General features: G+C 72.5%; 12 protein-coding genes and 1 riboswitch. Of the genes, 6 read left to right on the top strand and 6 right to left on the bottom strand.

Features of this window, described 5'->3' with window-relative positions; genetic code table 11:
• Positions 1-13: 13 nt before the first annotated feature.
• From GGQ69_RS08730 to GGQ69_RS08715, 4 genes are all read right to left on the bottom strand, one after another.
• Positions 14-1,162, bottom strand: coding sequence for a cysteine desulfurase family protein (locus GGQ69_RS08730; protein ID WP_183527234.1), 1,149 nt, complete (start codon positions 1,160-1,162; stop codon positions 14-16).
• On the bottom strand, positions 1,159-2,025 hold the full coding sequence (nadC, locus tag GGQ69_RS08725) for a carboxylating nicotinate-nucleotide diphosphorylase (RefSeq protein ID WP_010144385.1): 867 nt from the start codon (positions 2,023-2,025) through the stop codon (positions 1,159-1,161). The genes GGQ69_RS08730 and nadC overlap by 4 nt, the downstream gene beginning before the upstream one ends.
• Positions 2,022-3,383 carry a quinolinate synthase NadA gene (gene nadA / locus GGQ69_RS08720; protein ID WP_370577167.1) on the bottom strand — a complete coding sequence of 454 codons (1,362 nt, stop codon included), beginning with the start codon at positions 3,381-3,383 and terminating at the stop codon, positions 2,022-2,024. Before nadA ends, nadC begins: the two co-directional genes overlap by 4 nt.
• 74 nt (positions 3,384-3,457) lie before the next feature.
• Positions 3,458-4,153, bottom strand: a complete 696-nt coding sequence (locus GGQ69_RS08715) for an NUDIX domain-containing protein (protein ID WP_183527230.1) — start codon at positions 4,151-4,153, stop codon at positions 3,458-3,460.
• 219 nt (positions 4,154-4,372) lie between these two features.
• Here GGQ69_RS08715 and GGQ69_RS08710 point away from each other — a divergent pair, with 219 nt between their 5' ends.
• The 3 genes from GGQ69_RS08710 to GGQ69_RS08700 all read left to right on the top strand — a co-directional run bounded on the left by GGQ69_RS08710 (position 4,373) and on the right by GGQ69_RS08700 (position 8,973).
• On the top strand, positions 4,373-5,830 hold the full coding sequence (locus tag GGQ69_RS08710; protein WP_183527228.1) for a sugar porter family MFS transporter: 1,458 nt from the start codon (positions 4,373-4,375) through the stop codon (positions 5,828-5,830).
• A 64-nt stretch (positions 5,831-5,894) separates the two neighbouring features.
• Positions 5,895-5,995: riboswitch (glycine riboswitch) on the top strand.
• Between the two features lie 155 nt (positions 5,996-6,150).
• Positions 6,151-7,506, top strand: coding sequence for an amino acid permease (locus tag GGQ69_RS08705; protein WP_183527227.1), 1,356 nt, complete (start codon positions 6,151-6,153; stop codon positions 7,504-7,506).
• A gap of 87 nt (positions 7,507-7,593) precedes the next feature.
• Positions 7,594-8,973, top strand: coding sequence for a Na+/H+ antiporter family protein (locus tag GGQ69_RS08700; RefSeq protein WP_183527225.1), 1,380 nt, complete (start codon positions 7,594-7,596; stop codon positions 8,971-8,973).
• A 165-nt stretch (positions 8,974-9,138) separates the two neighbouring features.
• Here GGQ69_RS08700 and GGQ69_RS08695 read toward each other — a convergent pair whose 3' ends face one another.
• Complete coding sequence (locus tag GGQ69_RS08695; protein ID WP_183527223.1) at positions 9,139-9,414, bottom strand: acylphosphatase; 276 nt, start codon at positions 9,412-9,414, stop codon at positions 9,139-9,141.
• A 193-nt stretch (positions 9,415-9,607) separates the two neighbouring features.
• Between GGQ69_RS08695 and GGQ69_RS08690 the strand changes: the two genes are divergently transcribed.
• The 3 genes from GGQ69_RS08690 to GGQ69_RS08680 are packed head-to-tail and all read left to right on the top strand — an operon-like array spanning position 9,608 to position 13,448.
• Entirely contained in the window at positions 9,608-11,746 is a 2,139-nt protein-coding gene (locus GGQ69_RS08690) for a transglycosylase domain-containing protein (RefSeq protein WP_183527221.1), read from the top strand.
• A gap of 14 nt (positions 11,747-11,760) precedes the next feature.
• Complete coding sequence (locus GGQ69_RS08685; RefSeq protein ID WP_183527219.1) at positions 11,761-12,846, top strand: tellurite resistance/C4-dicarboxylate transporter family protein; 1,086 nt, start codon at positions 11,761-11,763, stop codon at positions 12,844-12,846.
• Positions 12,843-13,448, top strand: coding sequence for a thymidine kinase (locus GGQ69_RS08680; protein WP_183527217.1), 606 nt, complete (start codon positions 12,843-12,845; stop codon positions 13,446-13,448). The genes GGQ69_RS08685 and GGQ69_RS08680 overlap by 4 nt, the downstream gene beginning before the upstream one ends.
• A gap of 16 nt (positions 13,449-13,464) precedes the next feature.
• Here GGQ69_RS08680 and GGQ69_RS08675 read toward each other — a convergent pair whose 3' ends face one another.
• Positions 13,465-15,315, bottom strand: a complete 1,851-nt coding sequence (locus GGQ69_RS08675; RefSeq protein ID WP_183527215.1) for a bifunctional 3'-5' exonuclease/DNA polymerase — start codon at positions 15,313-15,315, stop codon at positions 13,465-13,467.
• Between the last annotated feature and the right edge of the window lie 31 nt (positions 15,316-15,346).

The following is a 15,346-nucleotide window of genomic DNA, read 5'->3' as shown; positions in this document are numbered from 1 at the left end:
CGGGCGGGCCGGGTCAGCCCGCGGTCTGCAGCCCCTGCACCGCCACCACGGCGTCCCGCACGGCGCTTGCCGCCAGCTCCGCGTCCTGTTCCGCGGAGTCAGGGCCGAAGGTGAACCGCACCGCGGTCCTGGCCAGTCCGGCCGGGACGCCCAGCGCCGTGAGCACGTGGGACGGCTCATCCGAGCCGGCTGCGCAGGCGGACCCGGAGGAGCAGACGACCCCGCGCCGTTCCAGTTCCAGCAGCACGGCCTCCCCGTGCGTGCCGGCGAACACGAACGACGCCGTCCCCGGCAGCCGCCGCTGCGGGTGCCCGGTCAGCCGCGCGCTGGGCACCTCGCGCAGCACCTGCTCGACGAACCGGTCCCGCAGGGCGCGCACCCGGGGCCCGACGCCGGCCCGCTCGGCCTCGGCGGCCGCCAGGGCGGTGGCCAGGGCCACGGCGCCGGCCACGTTCTCGGTGCCGCTGCGCCGGCCGCGCTCCTGGCCGCCGCCGTGCACGACGGGTTCCAGGGCCAGCCGGCTGCGGGCCCACAGGACGCCGACCCCCTTGGGGGCCCCGACCTTGTGCCCGGACAGGCTCAGGGCGTCCACGCCCAGGCGCCCCACATCCAGGTCCAGCCAGCCGGCCGCCTGCACCGCGTCCGTGTGGAACGGCACCCGGTGCTCCCGCGCCACCGCCGCCAGTTCGGGTATGGGCTGGACGGTGCCGATCTCGTTGTTGGCGTACTGCACGGAGACCAGCGCCGTGTCCGGACGGATGAGCCCGGCGAGCTCCGCCGGGGAGACGAGACCGTGCTCGTCCGGGGTGAGGTGATCGGCGGTGAAACCGTGCGCGCGGACCAGGTAGTCCACCGAGGCCAGCACCGCCTCGTGCTCGAGCGGCGTGGTGATGAGGTGCCGGCCGCGCGGCGCACCCAGGGCGATGCCCTTGACGGCCAGGTTGTCCGCCTCGGTGCCGCTGCCGGTGAACACGACGCCGGCCGCGCGCCCGCCCAGCACCGTGGCCACGGACCGCCGGGCGGCCTCGAGCCCGGCCGCGGCGGACTCGCCCAGGCCGTGGTGGCTGGAGGGATTGCCGAAGTCCCCGGTCAGGTACGGCCACATCGCCTCCAGCGCCTCGCGCCGCACGGGGGAGGTGGCGGCGTGGTCGAGGTAGATCACGTCCCCACGTCCAGCCCGAGGTCCAGGGACCGCACGCTGTGCGTCAACGCCCCCACGGAGATCACGTCCACGCCCGTGGCGGCGATGTCGGCGACCGTGTCCAGGCTGACGCCGCCGCTGGCCTCCACGATGGCCCGGTCGCCGATGATCGCCACGCCCTCGCGCAACTCGTCCAGGGTGAAGTTGTCCAGCATGATCGTGTCCACCCCGGCGGCGAGCACGTCCGGGATCTGGTCCAGCCGGTCGACCTCGACCTCCAGGTGGGCCGTGTGGGGGAGCAGGTGCCGGGCCCGCACCAGTGCCTCGGTCAGGCTGACGCCGGCACCGGCCAGGAACGCCAGGTGGTTGTCCTTGGCCATCACCGCGTCCGAGAGGGAGTGCCGGTGATTGTGGCCGCCGCCGTCGCGCACCGCCTGGCGCTCCAGGACGCGCAGGCCCGGGGTGGTCTTGCGGGTGTCCACGATCCGCGCGGGGGTGGCCGCCACCGCGGCCACGTAGCGCGAGGTCTCGGTGGCGATGCCGGACATCCGCTGGACGAAGTTCAGGCCGATCCGCTCGCCGCGCAGGATCGCGCGCGCCGGGCCGCTGACCTCGGCCAGCACGGTGCCGGCCTCGAACGCCGCCCCGTCCTGGACCCAGGTGCTCACGGACAGCTCCGGGTCCACGAGCCGGAAGGCGGCCGTGAACGCCGCCGTGCCGCTCAGCACGCCGGGCTCACGGGCCACCAGTCGCGCGGTCCCCGTGGCCGAGGCCGGCACCAGCACCTCCGAGGTGAGGTCGCCCCAGGGGGCGTCCTCCTCGAGGGCCGCGGCGACGATCCGCTCGACCTGGACTCGCCCGACCGGCTGGGACCAGGCGCTCATCGCGTCGCCCCCGTGGCCGGTCCCGCGGGTGAGGCGTCCGCACCGGCCGCGGCCCCGCCCGCGTCCGGACCGGCCGGCGTCGGGACCGGACGGGCGGCGGGGGCGACGGTGAGCATCCGCTCCAGGGCGACCCGCGCCGGGTCCGCGACGTCGGCGGGCACCTGGATGCGGTTGACCACCTCACCGGCGACCAGCGACTCGAGCACCCAGGCGAGGTAACCCGGGTGGATGCGGTACATGGTGGAGCAGGGGCAGATCACCGGGTCCAGGCAGAAGATGGTGTGCTGCGGGTACTGCGCGGCCAGGCGCTGGACGAGGTTGATCTCGGTGCCGATCGCGAAGGTGGAGCCGTCCGGGGCGGCCTGGATGGCCTTGACGATGAAGTCCGTGGAGCCGGCGGAGTCCGCGGCGTCGACCACCGGCATCGGGCACTCGGGGTGCACGACCACGTGGACGTCCGGGTGCTCGGCGCGGGCCCGGGCGATCTGGTCCACGGTGAAGCGCTTGTGCACCGAGCAGAAGCCGTGCCACAGCAGGACCTTGGCCTGCTGCAGCTCCTCCTCGGTGTTGCCGCCCAGCGGCTTGCGCGGGTTCCACAGCGGCATCCGGTCCAGGCCGATGCCCATGGCCTTGGCGGTGTTGCGGCCCAGGTGCTGGTCCGGGAAGAACAGCACCCGCTGGCCGCGCTCGAAGGCCCACTCCAGGACGGAGGAGGCGTTGGAGGAGGTGCAGACGATCCCTCCGTGCTCGCCCACGAAGCCCTTCAGGGCGGCCGAGCTGTTCATGTAGGTGACCGGGATGACCGGAGCGCGGCCCGCCTCGTCCGGCGCGGTGCCGTACACCTCCTCGAGCTGCTCCCAGCAGTCGGCGACGGAGTCCAGGTCGGCCATGTCCGCCATCGAGCAGCCCGCGGCGAGGTTCGGCAGGATGACCGCCTGGTCCTCGGTGGAGAGCAGGTCCGCGGTCTCGGCCATGAAGTGCACGCCGCAGAAGACGATGGCCTCGGCCTCCGGGCGGGTCCTGGCGGCCTTGGCGAGCTGGAAGGAGTCGCCCACGAAGTCCGCGTGGGCCACCACCTCGTCGCGCTGGTAGAAGTGGCCGAGCACCACGACCCTCTCGCCCAGGGTCTCCTTGGCCACGCGGATCCGCTCGTGGAGCTCCTCGTCGGAGGCGCGCTGGTACTCCTCCGGGAGCGCGCCCTGCCGGGGTGCACCGGCGGGGATCGCGTCCTGCTGCGAGGCGCCCGGTCCGTACCCGGGGGTGCCGGCGTCAAAGGTCCAGGGCCCGGCCGTCAGGTCCGGGGAGCAGGAGGAGCCACCCGTGGAACCGGTGGCGATGAGGTCCAGTGTGCGGTGCACGGAGGCGCCGCGCGGGGACAGGCCGGAACCGGAGCGGTCCGGCGGAGTGACTGCGGGGGAGTCGGCGGTGGTGGTCACGAGAGGGTCCTTGTCTGCTCGGTGGGGATGGGGTCGGTGCTGCCCGGGGTGAACTGCCGGTAGCGGTAGAGCCGGGGTGGCCGGTGCGGGGTGCCCGCCAGGCGCTCGCCGGTCTCGACGATGTCCGCCGAGGCGGTGATGGAGCGGCGGAAGTTCGCCGGGTCCAGGGGCTGGCCCCGGACGGCCTCGTGGACCGAGCGGAGCTGGGCCAGGGTGAAGGTCTCACCCAGGAAGGTGTGCGCGATCCGCGCGTACTCGACCTTGGTGCGCAGCCGCTGCAGGGCGTAGTCCACGATCGCGTTGTGGTCGAAGGCCAGGGCGGGGAGGTCATCGGCCGGGAACCACTGGACGTTGTTCCCCACGGCGGCGTCGGTCACCTCGTCCGAGCGCACCAGGGCCCAGTAGACGACGGAGATGACGCGGCCGGTGGGGGAGCGGTCCAGGGCGCCGAAGGTGTAGAGCTGCTCGAGGTAGCTGGGGCGCAGTCCGGTGGTCTCGGCCAGGGTCCGGGCGGCGGCGTCCTCGAGCGGCTCGGCGTCCGGCAGCCAGCCGCCGGGCAGGGCCCACTGGTCCAGGTGGGGCTCCCGGGTGCGGCGCACGAAGGGGGTCCACAGGGCCGGGGGGTCCCCGGCCTCGGAACGCAGCGCGAAGATGACGGTGGACACCGCCAACCGGGCTGTGTGCTGATCCACCCTGACTCCCGTCCTCCCACTTAGGGTCTGGATGACCCTAAGTTGACTGAGATCCATCTTACAGTCGGAGTGACCCGAAGGGGAGAGTGTTGCGGGCGGCCGGAGCGCGGGCCCGGGCCCGGCCTGGCGGGTCCCAGGCCTCGCGGGTCCCAGGACCTGCGCCCTGGCATGGAGCGGCAGTAGGGTGGGGCATCCGGTCACGCCCCCACGGAGGAAGTCATGACGCCGAAGAATCCCGCCGACCGCGTGAACATCCGCGTGATCGGCATCTGTATCGCCGCCGCCCTGGGTGGCTTCCTGTTCGGCTTCGACACCGCGGTGATCAACGGCGCCGTCGACGCCCTCGAGTCGGGCTTCGCACTCGGACCCGGGCTGACCGGCTTCGTCGTGTCCTCGGCCCTGATCGGCTGCGCCCTGGGGGCCTGGTTCGCCGGTCCCGTCGCCAACCGCTTCGGCCGGGTCCGGGTCATGCTGCTGGCGGCGGTGCTGTTCCTGGTCTCCGCGCTCGGCTCCGGGCTGGCCTTCGACGTGTGGAGCCTGATCATCTGGAGGGTCGTGGGCGGCCTGGGCGTGGGCGCCGCCTCGGTGATCGCCCCGGCCTACATCGCCGAGGTGAGCCCGGCCGGCGTCCGGGGCCGGCTGGGCTCCCTGCAGCAGCTGGCCATCGTGACCGGCATCTTCGTGGCACTGCTGTCCGACGCCCTCTTCGCGAACCTGGCCGGGGGCGCGGCCGAGACGCTGTGGTGGGGACTGGAGGCCTGGCGCTGGATGTTCATGGCCGAGGCCGTGCCGGCGGTGCTCTACGGGGCGTTCGCGTTCCGCCTGCCCGAGTCACCCCGGTACCTGGTCGCCCGCGGTGACCTCGACCGTGCGGCCCAGGTCCTGTACGACTTCACCGGCATCGAACGGGTCAACCTCAAGATCGAGCAGATCAAGGACACTCTGGAGTCCGAGCGGCGGGAGTCCCTGCGCGACCTGCGCGGACCGGCGATGGGCCTGAGGCCGATCGTGTGGATCGGCATCGTCCTGTCCGTGTTCCAGCAGTTCGTGGGCATCAACGTGATCTTCTACTACTCGACCACGCTGTGGCGCTCCGTGGGCTTCGGGGAGTCCGACGCCCTGACGATCACGGTGATCACGTCGGTCACGAACATCCTGGTGACGATCGTGGCCATCCTGCTGGTGGACCGGGTGGGGCGGCGCCCCATGCTGCTCGTCGGGTCCCTGGGCATGGCGGCCTCACTGGGCCTGATGGCGGTGGCCTTCTCCTTCGCGCAGGTCGTCCAGGGCGCCGACGGCACCACGGCCGCAGAGCTGGGCCAGCCGTGGTCCACGGTGGCCCTGATCTCGGCCAACGCCTTCGTGGTCTTCTTCGGTGCCACGTGGGGGCCCCTGGTGTGGGTCCTGCTGGGGGAGATGTTCCCGAACCGGATTCGCGCCGGGGCGCTCGCCGTGGCCGCGGCGGCCCAGTGGGCCGCGAACTTCGCGGTCTCCACCACGTTCCCGTGGCTGGCCGAGATCGGGCTGACCGTGGCCTACGGGCTCTATGCGGTGATGGCGGTGCTGTCCTTCCTCTTCGTCTGGCGCTTCGTCCCGGAGACGAAGGGCCGCGAGCTCGAGGACATGCAGGACACCGGCATCGTCCGGAAGTCCCGCAGGAGCACGCCCGCGCGGTGAGGACCCGGCCGCGATTTCACGCACCCGTGTGAGGTGCATTACAGTAGTCTCCCGGAATCAGCCACTGAGCGGTCCGGGAGAGATCCCGCACCACCTAAGATGCGCGACGCCGAAGGAGCAAGCCCTCCCCGGGAATCTCTCAGGCCCCCGTACCGGATCGCTGGGCACCTCTGGAAAGCGTCGCCACACCCACGCGCGACCACCGACGGGGCAAGCGGCCGACCGGCTCCGGGCCGGCACGACGCGAAACTCTCAGGTCCATGGACAGAGCGGGGAGGACACGAGGGGACCACCGTCCCACGTCCACCTGAGGAGAACCCATGGAACCCAGCCGCCCCACCGGGCCCGTCGCCGGCGGGACCGAGGCCGGACCAGCCGGCCACGCCCCCGCCGCAGCCCCGACCCTCGAGAGCCCGGCACCCGGCCGTCCGGACGGCACGGCCGCCGCGCCGGGCTGGAACCGCTTCGACTCGAGCTGGACGATCGGCCTGTTCGGTACCGCCGTGGGCGCCGGCGTCCTGTTCCTGCCGATCAATGCCGGCCTGGGCGGGATGTGGCCGCTGATCATCGCCACGCTGATCATCGGGCCGATGACCTACTTCTCCCACCGGGCGCTGTCCCGCATGGTGGTCGCCTCGCCCCGGGCCGACCGTGACATCACCGGCGTGGTGCGGGACTACTTCGGCGAGGCCGCCGGCCGCCTGGTCACCATCCTGTACTTCCTGGCGATCTTCCCGATCGTGCTCATCTACGGCGTCGGCATCACCAACACCGTGGACAGCCTCATGGTCAACCAGCTGGGCATGGACCCGTGGCCACGCTGGTTGCTCTCCGGGGTGCTCGTGCTGCTGATGTCCGCCGTGATGGTGGCCGGCCAGCGCGTCATGCTGATCGTCACCCAGTGGCTGGTCTACCCGCTGATCGCGGTCCTGTTCTCCGTCACCCTGCTGCTCATCCCGTCCTGGTCCTTCGAGGGCTTCGGGGCCGTGCCCGCCGCCGGCGACTTCGCGATGTCCCTGTGGCTGATGATCCCCGTGCTGGTCTTCGCGTTCAACCACTCCCCGGCGATCTCGCAGTTCTCGGTGTCCCTGCGCCAGCGCTACGGGGCCGGCTCGGTGCAGAAGGCCTCCTCCGTCCTGCGCGTCACCTCCATCCTGCTGGTGGTCTTCACCATGGGCTTCGTCTGGTCCTGCGTGCTGGCCCTCGGCCCCGAGGGGTTGCAGGCCGCCAAGGACGCCAACCTGCCGGTGCTCTCCCACCTGGCCAACGTCATGGGCCTGCCGATCATCGCCTGGCTCGGGCCGGCGGTGGCCGTCACGGCCATCGGCTCGTCCTTCTTCGGCCACTGGCTCGGGGCGTTCGAGGGCGCGCAGGGCATCATGCGCGGGATGGTGGACCCGCAGTCCCGGCGCTTCTCCGACCGCGGACTGCGGATCGGAATCAGCGTGTTCCTCATCGCCAGCACCTGGATCGCCGGCGTGCTCAACCCGAGCATCCTGGGGCTCATCGAATCACTGGCCGGGCCGGTCATCGCGGCTGTGCTCTACCTGATGCCGATGTACGCCATCCGGAAGGTCCCCGCCCTGGCGCCGTTCCGGGGCGCGATCTCGAACGTCTTCGTGGTCATCGCCGGAATCGTGGCGGTCGGGGGCATCCTGCTCAGCCTGTTCGGCTGACCGGGCCCGCCGCCGTCGGGTCACCGGGGACGGCACCGTGCTGCGGGTGAGTGGACCCGTACTCCGGCTACACTCTTCGGGGCGCGGATGCGCCATCACGCCGCCCGCGCCACCGAAGAGGTCGTCCCCGCTGTGCTGTTGAATCCCGTCGTCGTGTCCGTGCTCGTGCTCGCCGCGCTGAGCCTGGCCCGCGTGAACGTCATCGTCGCCCTGCTCATCGCCACGCTCGTCGCGGGACTGCTCGCGGGGCTGACCCCCGATGAGACGGTGACCATCCTCGTCGACGGGCTCGGCGGCCAGGGGGAGACCGCCCTGAGCTACATCCTGCTCGGCATCCTGTCGGTCATGGTCGCCCGCTCCGGGATCACCGGGAAGCTGATCCGCCGGATCCTGCCGCTGATCTCCGGCCGGCGGGCGATGACCCTCTTCGGGATCGCCGGACTCGCCTGCCTGTCGCAGAACATCGTCCCGGTCCACATCGCCTTCATCCCGATCCTCATCCCGCCGCTGCTGAGCGTGTTCAACCGGATGAGGATGGACCGCCGGGCCGTCGCCACGGCGCTGACCTTCGGCCTGAAGGCCCCCTACATGCTGATCCCGCTGGGATTCGGCCTGATCTTCCAGAACATCATCCTCGACGAGATGGCCAAGTACGGCATGGACGTCGAGCTCGGGCAGATCTCCCTGGCCATGGCGATCCCGGTCGCCAGCATGGTCATCGGCCTGGTCATCGCGATCCTCTTCAGCTACCGCCGGGCGCGGGAGTACCGGGACGCCGCGCCGGACCTCACCGCCTTCGCGTTCGGTCCCTCGCACGACGGTGCGGAGGGCTCGGGTCATGAGTCAGGCTGGACGCGCCAGCACGTCGTCGTGCTGATCGGGCTCGCGGTCACCCTCGTGCTCCAGATCGCGTTCGGCTCGCTCGTCATCGCCGCGCTCGGCGGCATCCTCGTGATCTTCGTCTTCCGCGGCGAGCGCTGGCGCACCTCCGACGAACTCGCCCACGGCGGCGTGACGATGATGGGCACGATCGCCTTCATCATGCTGGTGGCCTCGGGGTACTCGTCCGTGCTGTCCGAGACGGGCGCCGTGGACGAGCTCGTGACGTCCGCGACCGGCTGGATCGGGGACAGCAGGCTGCTGGCGGCGGTGGTCATGATGGTCGTCGGACTGCTGGTGACCATGGGCATCGGCTCGTCCTTCGGCACCGTCCCGATCCTGGCGGCGATCTTCGTGCCGCTGTGCGCCGCCGTCGGGTTCAGCCCGCTCGCCACCGCCGCCCTGGTGGGGGCGGCCGGAGCCATCGGCGACGCCGGCTCGCCCGCCTCGGACAGCACCCTCGGCCCGACCTCGGGGCTGAACGTGGACGGCCAGCACCACCACATCTGGGACACCTGCGTGCCCACGTTCCTGCACTTCAACATCCCGCTGTTCTTCGGCGGGATCATCGCCGCCCTGGTCCTGTAGGCGCCCGGGCCGGCGCACCGCAGGGACCGTCCCCGCGGGGACGGTGGGCGCCGACGAACGGCCGGCGAGCGGCCGGTTGAGCATCCGTCCGCGTCCAGGGGACACGTCCGTGCGGGGCCGCAGGGGCGGTGTCCTCCGGGTCATGACGGACGGCGGGCGGGGGCGTCAGCGCACCTCGAAGCGCCCGGGGAGGCCGGACGGCGGGGCCTGCAGGCGGTCGACGCGTACCGCCTCGACCGCCGCGGCACCGGGTCCGGACCGGCACCACCCGACCATGGTCTCCACCGCCGCAGCGGGTCCGAAGAAGAGCGCCTCGACCCGGCCGTCGTCGAGGTTGCGGACCCAGCCGGTCACCCCCGCCGACGCCGCGGCCCGCCGGCAGGTGGCGCGGAAGCCCACGCCCTGCACGGTGCCGGACACCAGCACGTGTACCGCCTCCATGCGTCCTCCCGCCACCTCGGCGCTCCTGTCGGGTTCCAGCCTACGAACGGGACCGGGGCCGACGCGAGGGTGCGGTGTCCGCCGCGGCCGACGTCCTCGGGGGCATGCACCACCGTGAGCCGACTCACGCACCACCAGCGCGCTCTGGGCTCATGACCAGCCGGCGGTCAGGATCGGTTGAGAGGGTCTTCGGATGCGTTCTGTCCGCTCTGCACTGTCCACCACCACCGGGAAGGTCCTGGGTTTCCTCGGCGCCAGCGTCCTGGCCGGAATCCTCGTGGCCGGGTTGGCCCTGCCCCTGGCTGCGACCGGTGGCGCCACCGTGGCCACCGGTTCCGAGCTGCTCGACGAGTTCCCCACCGAGCTGCGCGAGGAGCCGATCAGCGTTCCGTCCCGGGTGCTGGCCTCGGACGGCACCGAGCTGGCCACCTTCTACGCGGAGAACCGCAAGCCGGTGGGCCTGGACCAGATCAGCCCGAACATGCAGGAGGCGATCGTCGCGATCGAGGACGAGCGGTTCTACGAGCACGGCGGCGTGGACCCGCAGGGCATCGGCCGTGCGCTCGTGAACAACGCCTCCACTGACTCCGAGCAGGGGGCCTCGACCATCACCCAGCAGTACGTCAACAACATGCTCATCAACGCGGACATGCTCAGCGGCAAGGAGAAGCTGACGATCTCCGGGACCAAGACGTACATGGACAAGCTGCGCGAGATGAAGCTCGCCGTCTCGGTGGAGCAGGAGATGACGAAGGACCAGATCCTCGAGGGTTACCTGAACATCGTGCTGCTCGGAGGGCGCACCTACGGGGTGGAGGCCGCGGCGCAGTACTACTGGGGCGTGCCGGCCTCCGAGCTGACGATCGCCCAGTCGGCCACCCTCGCCGGGCTGGTGAAGTCCCCGAACGGCTACAACCCGCAGACCCGTCCGGAGGCCGCCGTGGAGCGGCGCAACGTGGTGCTGGACTCGATGCTGGCCCAGGGCTTCATCACGGACGCCGAACACGCCGAGGCCACGGCCAGCGACCTGGGCCTGGACGTCCACCCCGAGCAGGCCGGCTGCATCTCCTCCTCCGCCGCTCCGTACTTCTGTGACTTCGTCCAGCACGAGGTCCGCTCCAACGAGGCCTTCGGGCCGGATCCGGAGTCCCGCGAGCAGCTGCTGCACCGCGGTGGGCTCGAGATCACCACCACCCTGGACCCGAAGCTCCAGCAGCAGGCCCAGGCCTCGGTCGAGGAGACCGTCCCGGCCACGGACTCCTCGGGCGCCGGGTCCGCCCTCGTCTCGGTCGAGCCGGGCACCGGCAACGTCCGGGCGATGGCCCAGAACACGCGGTACTCACCCGAGGAGGGCCGGGGCAACACCGTGCTGAACTTCAACGTCGACGCCGCCCAGGGCGGGGGCAACGGCTTCCAGGGCGGGTCCTCGCTCAAGCCCTACGTGGCCGCGGCGTGGCTGGAGGACGGCCGGTCCATGGCGGACGTCGTGGACGCCTCCCAGGACCACTGGCGCCAGGGCGAGCAGTTCCGCGCCTCCTGCCAGCCCGGCGGATCGGTGTCCATCCCGGACGAGGGCGGATGGAAGGTCAACAACGTCATCGACGACATGAAGCGCCCGATGACGGCCGACTTCGGCCTGTACTGGTCCATCAACACCGTCATGGTGAACATGGCCCAGGAGCTGGACCTGTGTGACATCACCGACGTGGCCACCCGGCTCGGCGTGCACCGCGCGGACGACGGCCAGCCGCTGAACCCGGGCAACCCGTCCTTCATCCTCGGTTCGGAGGAGTTCGCCCCCATGACCCAGGCCGCGGCCTACGCCGCCTTCGCGGACGACGGCCGGTACTGCCGTCCCCGCGCGATCGAGTCCGTCACGGACTCGACCGGCAAGCGGTACGACGTCGGCGGCCCGGACTGCCAGCAGGCACTCGATCCCGAGGTGGTGGCCCAGCTGAACGAGACGCTGACCCAGATCGGCCGGCGCAACGCGGAGGAGGCCGGCGTGGACCCGGGGGTGCCGATGGGCGGCAAGACCGGCACCAACAATTCCCAGTCCTCCACCTGGTACATCGGCTACACGTCCGGGCTGTCCACGGCCAGCTGGGTGGGGCGGTACACGGACCTGAAGACCCTGGCCGGAACCCGGGTCAACGGGCAGGAGCACGAGCACTTCTGGGGCAGCACCCTGGCCGGGCCGCAGTGGATGGACTTCATGGAACAGGCGTCCGGCAGCGTCGAGGCCGAGCCGTTCCGCACCCCGACGGACTCCCCGTTCCCGGACCCCGGATCCACCGAGCGCTACCGGATGGGCGGGAACGGGACCGGCTGACTAGCATCGGGGCCATGGGCACCGTGACGAGATCTGCGCGGCGCCCACCCCTGTCCTCCTCGCTGCGCCGGTTCACGCCCGAGCGGCTCTCCCCGGGATACTTCGCCTTCGTGATGGGCACGGGCATCCTGTCCATCGGCGCGGCGCAACGGGGCTGGGACCGGTTCTCGGCCGCGCTGATCGTATTGGCCGCCGTCGGCTACGCCGTGCTGGTGGTGCTCAACGGCTGGCGGCTGCTGGCGTATCGCGGTGCCTACGCGGCCGACTTCCACGACTCCGCGAGGGCGTTCCTCGTGTTCACCTTCGTGGCGGCCACGGACGTGCTGGCAGCCTCGCTGGCCGGCATCGGCATCATCGGGCCCGCCGCGGCGCTGCTCGTGGTCGGGTCGGTGAGCTGGCTGCTGCTGGGCTATGCCGTGCCGTGGGCCGCGGTGCTGGGCCGGTCCGAGCGGCCGGTGACCGCCGCCGCCAACGGCACCTGGTTCATCTGGGTGGTCGCCGCGCAGTCGGTGGCCGTGGTGGCGGCCACCCTGGAGCCCGAGCTGGCGGAGATGCGCCAGGGGCTGGCCATGCTGGCCGTCTTCGCCTGGTCGGTCGGGCTGGTGCTGTACGTGGCCGTGGCCATCCTGGTGGTCTACCGGATGCTGGCCTACCCGCTGGAGCCCGAGCAGTTCCAGCCGCCCTACTGGGTCTCGATGGGCGCGATCGCCATCACCATCGTGGCCGGGGCGCGGATCGTGGAGATGGAGAGCACCCCGATGGTGGACGCCGTCCGCGGCCTCGTGGCGGGGGCCGCGGTCGTGCTCTGGTGCTTCGCCACGTGGCTGATCCCGGTGCTCTTCGCCGCCGGTGTCTGGCGGCACGTGCTGAAGAAGGTCCCGCTGCGGTACACCCCGACGCTGTGGAGCATCGTCTTCCCGCTGGGCATGTACGCCGTGGCCGGGATGTACCTGGGCCGGGCGGACCAGCTGCCGATCGTGGCCCGGATCGGGGAACTGTGGGTCTGGGTGGCCCTGGCGGCCTGGGCGGCCACGACGCTGGCCATGGTCGGGTCCTGGGTCCGCGTCGTCCGAGTTGCCCGCCGCGAGGTCACCCGGTGACCGGGCTGTGGGGCAGCGGCTTGCGCGCCCTCGCGGGAGAGCGGACCGGTCAGCTGCAGGTGATCGCCGGGCCGATGTTCGCCGGCAAGTCCGAGGAACTGATGCGCCGGGTCCGCCGCGCATGGCTGGCCGGACTGTCCGTGGAGGTGGTCAACCACGCCCTGGACGTGCGGCACGGCTCGCGGGACGTGGCCTCCCACGCCGGGCAGCGCATCCCGGCCCGGTCCGTGCCCGACGCCGCCGGGCTGGCCGGTCTCGTGGCGGGCCAGGACCTGGACCTGCTGGCGATCGACGAGGCCCAGTTCTTCGGATCCGACCTGGTCCCGGTGGTCACGCGGCTGGCCGGGGAGGGGCTCACGGTCGTGGTCTCCGGGCTGTGTGTGACCTTCGACGGCCTGCCGTTCGAACCGCTGCCGGCGCTGATGGCCCTGGCGGAGGAGGTGGTCAAGCTGACCGCCGTCTGCTCGGTGTGCGGCCGGGACGCCGCCTTCCACGTGCGGGTCGTCCCCAGCGGGACGCCGTCGAGGGCCGGCGGGGCCGCCCGGGCCGAGCACGTGGGCGGCACGGAGACCTACCAGGCCCGGTGCCGCGCCCACACCTGACCCGGGCGGAACGGTCCTAGCCCGCCTCGGCGTAGGACTCCACCGCGGCGACCGTGAGCGGGAACTCCACCGGTGCCTCCCCGAACAGCAGCCGGCCGGCGGTGGCGGCCGCCTCGGTGACGATCTGTCCGACGGCGGGGGCCTCATCGGCGGGCCCGTGCAGCACCACCTCGTCGTGGACGAAGAACACCAGCCGGGTCCGCAGCCCCCGCGGATGGTCCCGGTGGCCCGCGCGCAACCGGCGCCGGATCTCGCCCATCCAGCACAGGGCCCACTCGGCCGCCGTGCCCTGGACCACGAAGTTGCGGGTGAACCGGCCGGCCGCCGCGCGCATCGACCGGGACCGGGACTCGGCCTCGGCCGTGCCGACGTCCCGGACACCGGCCAGCCAGTCCGGCCCCACCACCGGGGAGGTCCGGCCCAGCCAGGTGGCCACCTGGCCGCCCTCCTCGCCGCGGCGGGCGGCGCGCTCGAGCAGCCCGATGGCCTCGGGGTACAGGCGGCGCAGGTGCGGCATCAGCACGGCCGAGTCACCGGTCGTGGCCCCGTACATGGCACCGAGCAGCGCGATCTTCGCCCGGGTCCGGTCGCCGATCCCGGACCCGGCCCGCCGGCCCTGTTCCGCCACCGCCAGGTACAGGTCGTGCCCGGAGCCGGCGGCGGCCAGGGCCCGGTCCTGTGACATGGCCGCCAGGATGCGCGGCTCCACCTGGGAGGCATCGGCCACGGTGAGCAGCCATCCGGGGTCCGCCCGCACGGCATCCCGCACGGCCGCGGGGACCTGCATGGCCCCGCCACCGTGGGCGGCCCAGCGCCCGGTCACCACGCCGCCCACCGCGTACGCGGCGTGGAAGCGGCCGTCCCGGACCCACTCGTCCAGCCAGTGCCAGCCGTTGGCCGTCCACAGCCGGTACAGGTGCTTGTACTCCAGCACGGGTGCCACCAGCTCCGTGCGGCGTGGCGAGTCCGCACCGCCGCCACGGGCCCATTCCTTCAGTTCCCAGGCCCGGGTGGAGGACACCCGCACCCCGGCCGCCGTGAGTCCCCGGAGCAGGTCCTGGGGAGAATCGGGATTGAGGCCGGGGACGCCGAGGCCGGCGGCGATGCGCTGGGCAAGCTCCTGCAGTAGTTGCGGCCGTTCGCCCTCCCGGGGGCGGGGCCCGAGCCGGTTCCGCAGCATCTCCTCGTGGACGTCCCGGCGCCAGGGCAGTCCCTCCTGCAGCATCTCCGCCGCGACCAGCGCACCCTGGGACTCCGCGGCCAGCAGCAGCATCAGGCGCTGCGGATGCCGGGCGCCGGCGACGGCGGCCAGCTGGGTGGCCAGTTCCCGCGCCAGCTCGGTGGCCCCTGGGCTGCCGTCCTGTCCGGCGCCCGCGGCCGGCAGGTCGAAGAACGCCTCCTGGTCCGGCGGCGCCGGCCGCGGCGCCTCCCCGAAGGGCTCCGGGTCCCGGACGGGCACGACGGCGGCGGGGGAGTACCGCACGCCGGTCGCCTCGAGCGTGGCCGCACCGAGGAGGATGCGCTGGGTGAGGCCGAGGTCCCAGCACCGGCCGAGCTCGACGCCGGCCCTCAGGAGCGGCGGGTAGCCCGTGGCGACGGAGGCGAACACCCAGCGGATGGACGCGGGGTCCGTCCTGAGGCGCTCCGGCAGCGCGCGGACGAGGCCGGGCAGCTGGTCCGGGCCGGCCGTGGGTCCCGGCGCGATCCGGTCACCGTCGACCAGGACCGCCTCCCATGATCCCGGGGTGCAGGCGCCGCCGCGTGCCGGCGCCGGAGCGGACCGGGCGGACGACCCGGCAGGCGGCGCCGACGACCCGGCGGACGGGCCCGCCGAGGCCGCGGCGGCCGGACCGAGGACGATGTGCATGCCCCCAGTCAACCGGACGCCGCGACCGCGC

This window comes from Micrococcus sp. TA1 (genome assembly GCF_014199555.1).
GTDB lineage: Bacteria > Actinomycetota > Actinomycetes > Actinomycetales > Micrococcaceae > Citricoccus.
This window is presented reverse-complemented; position numbering and strand designations above follow the sequence as displayed.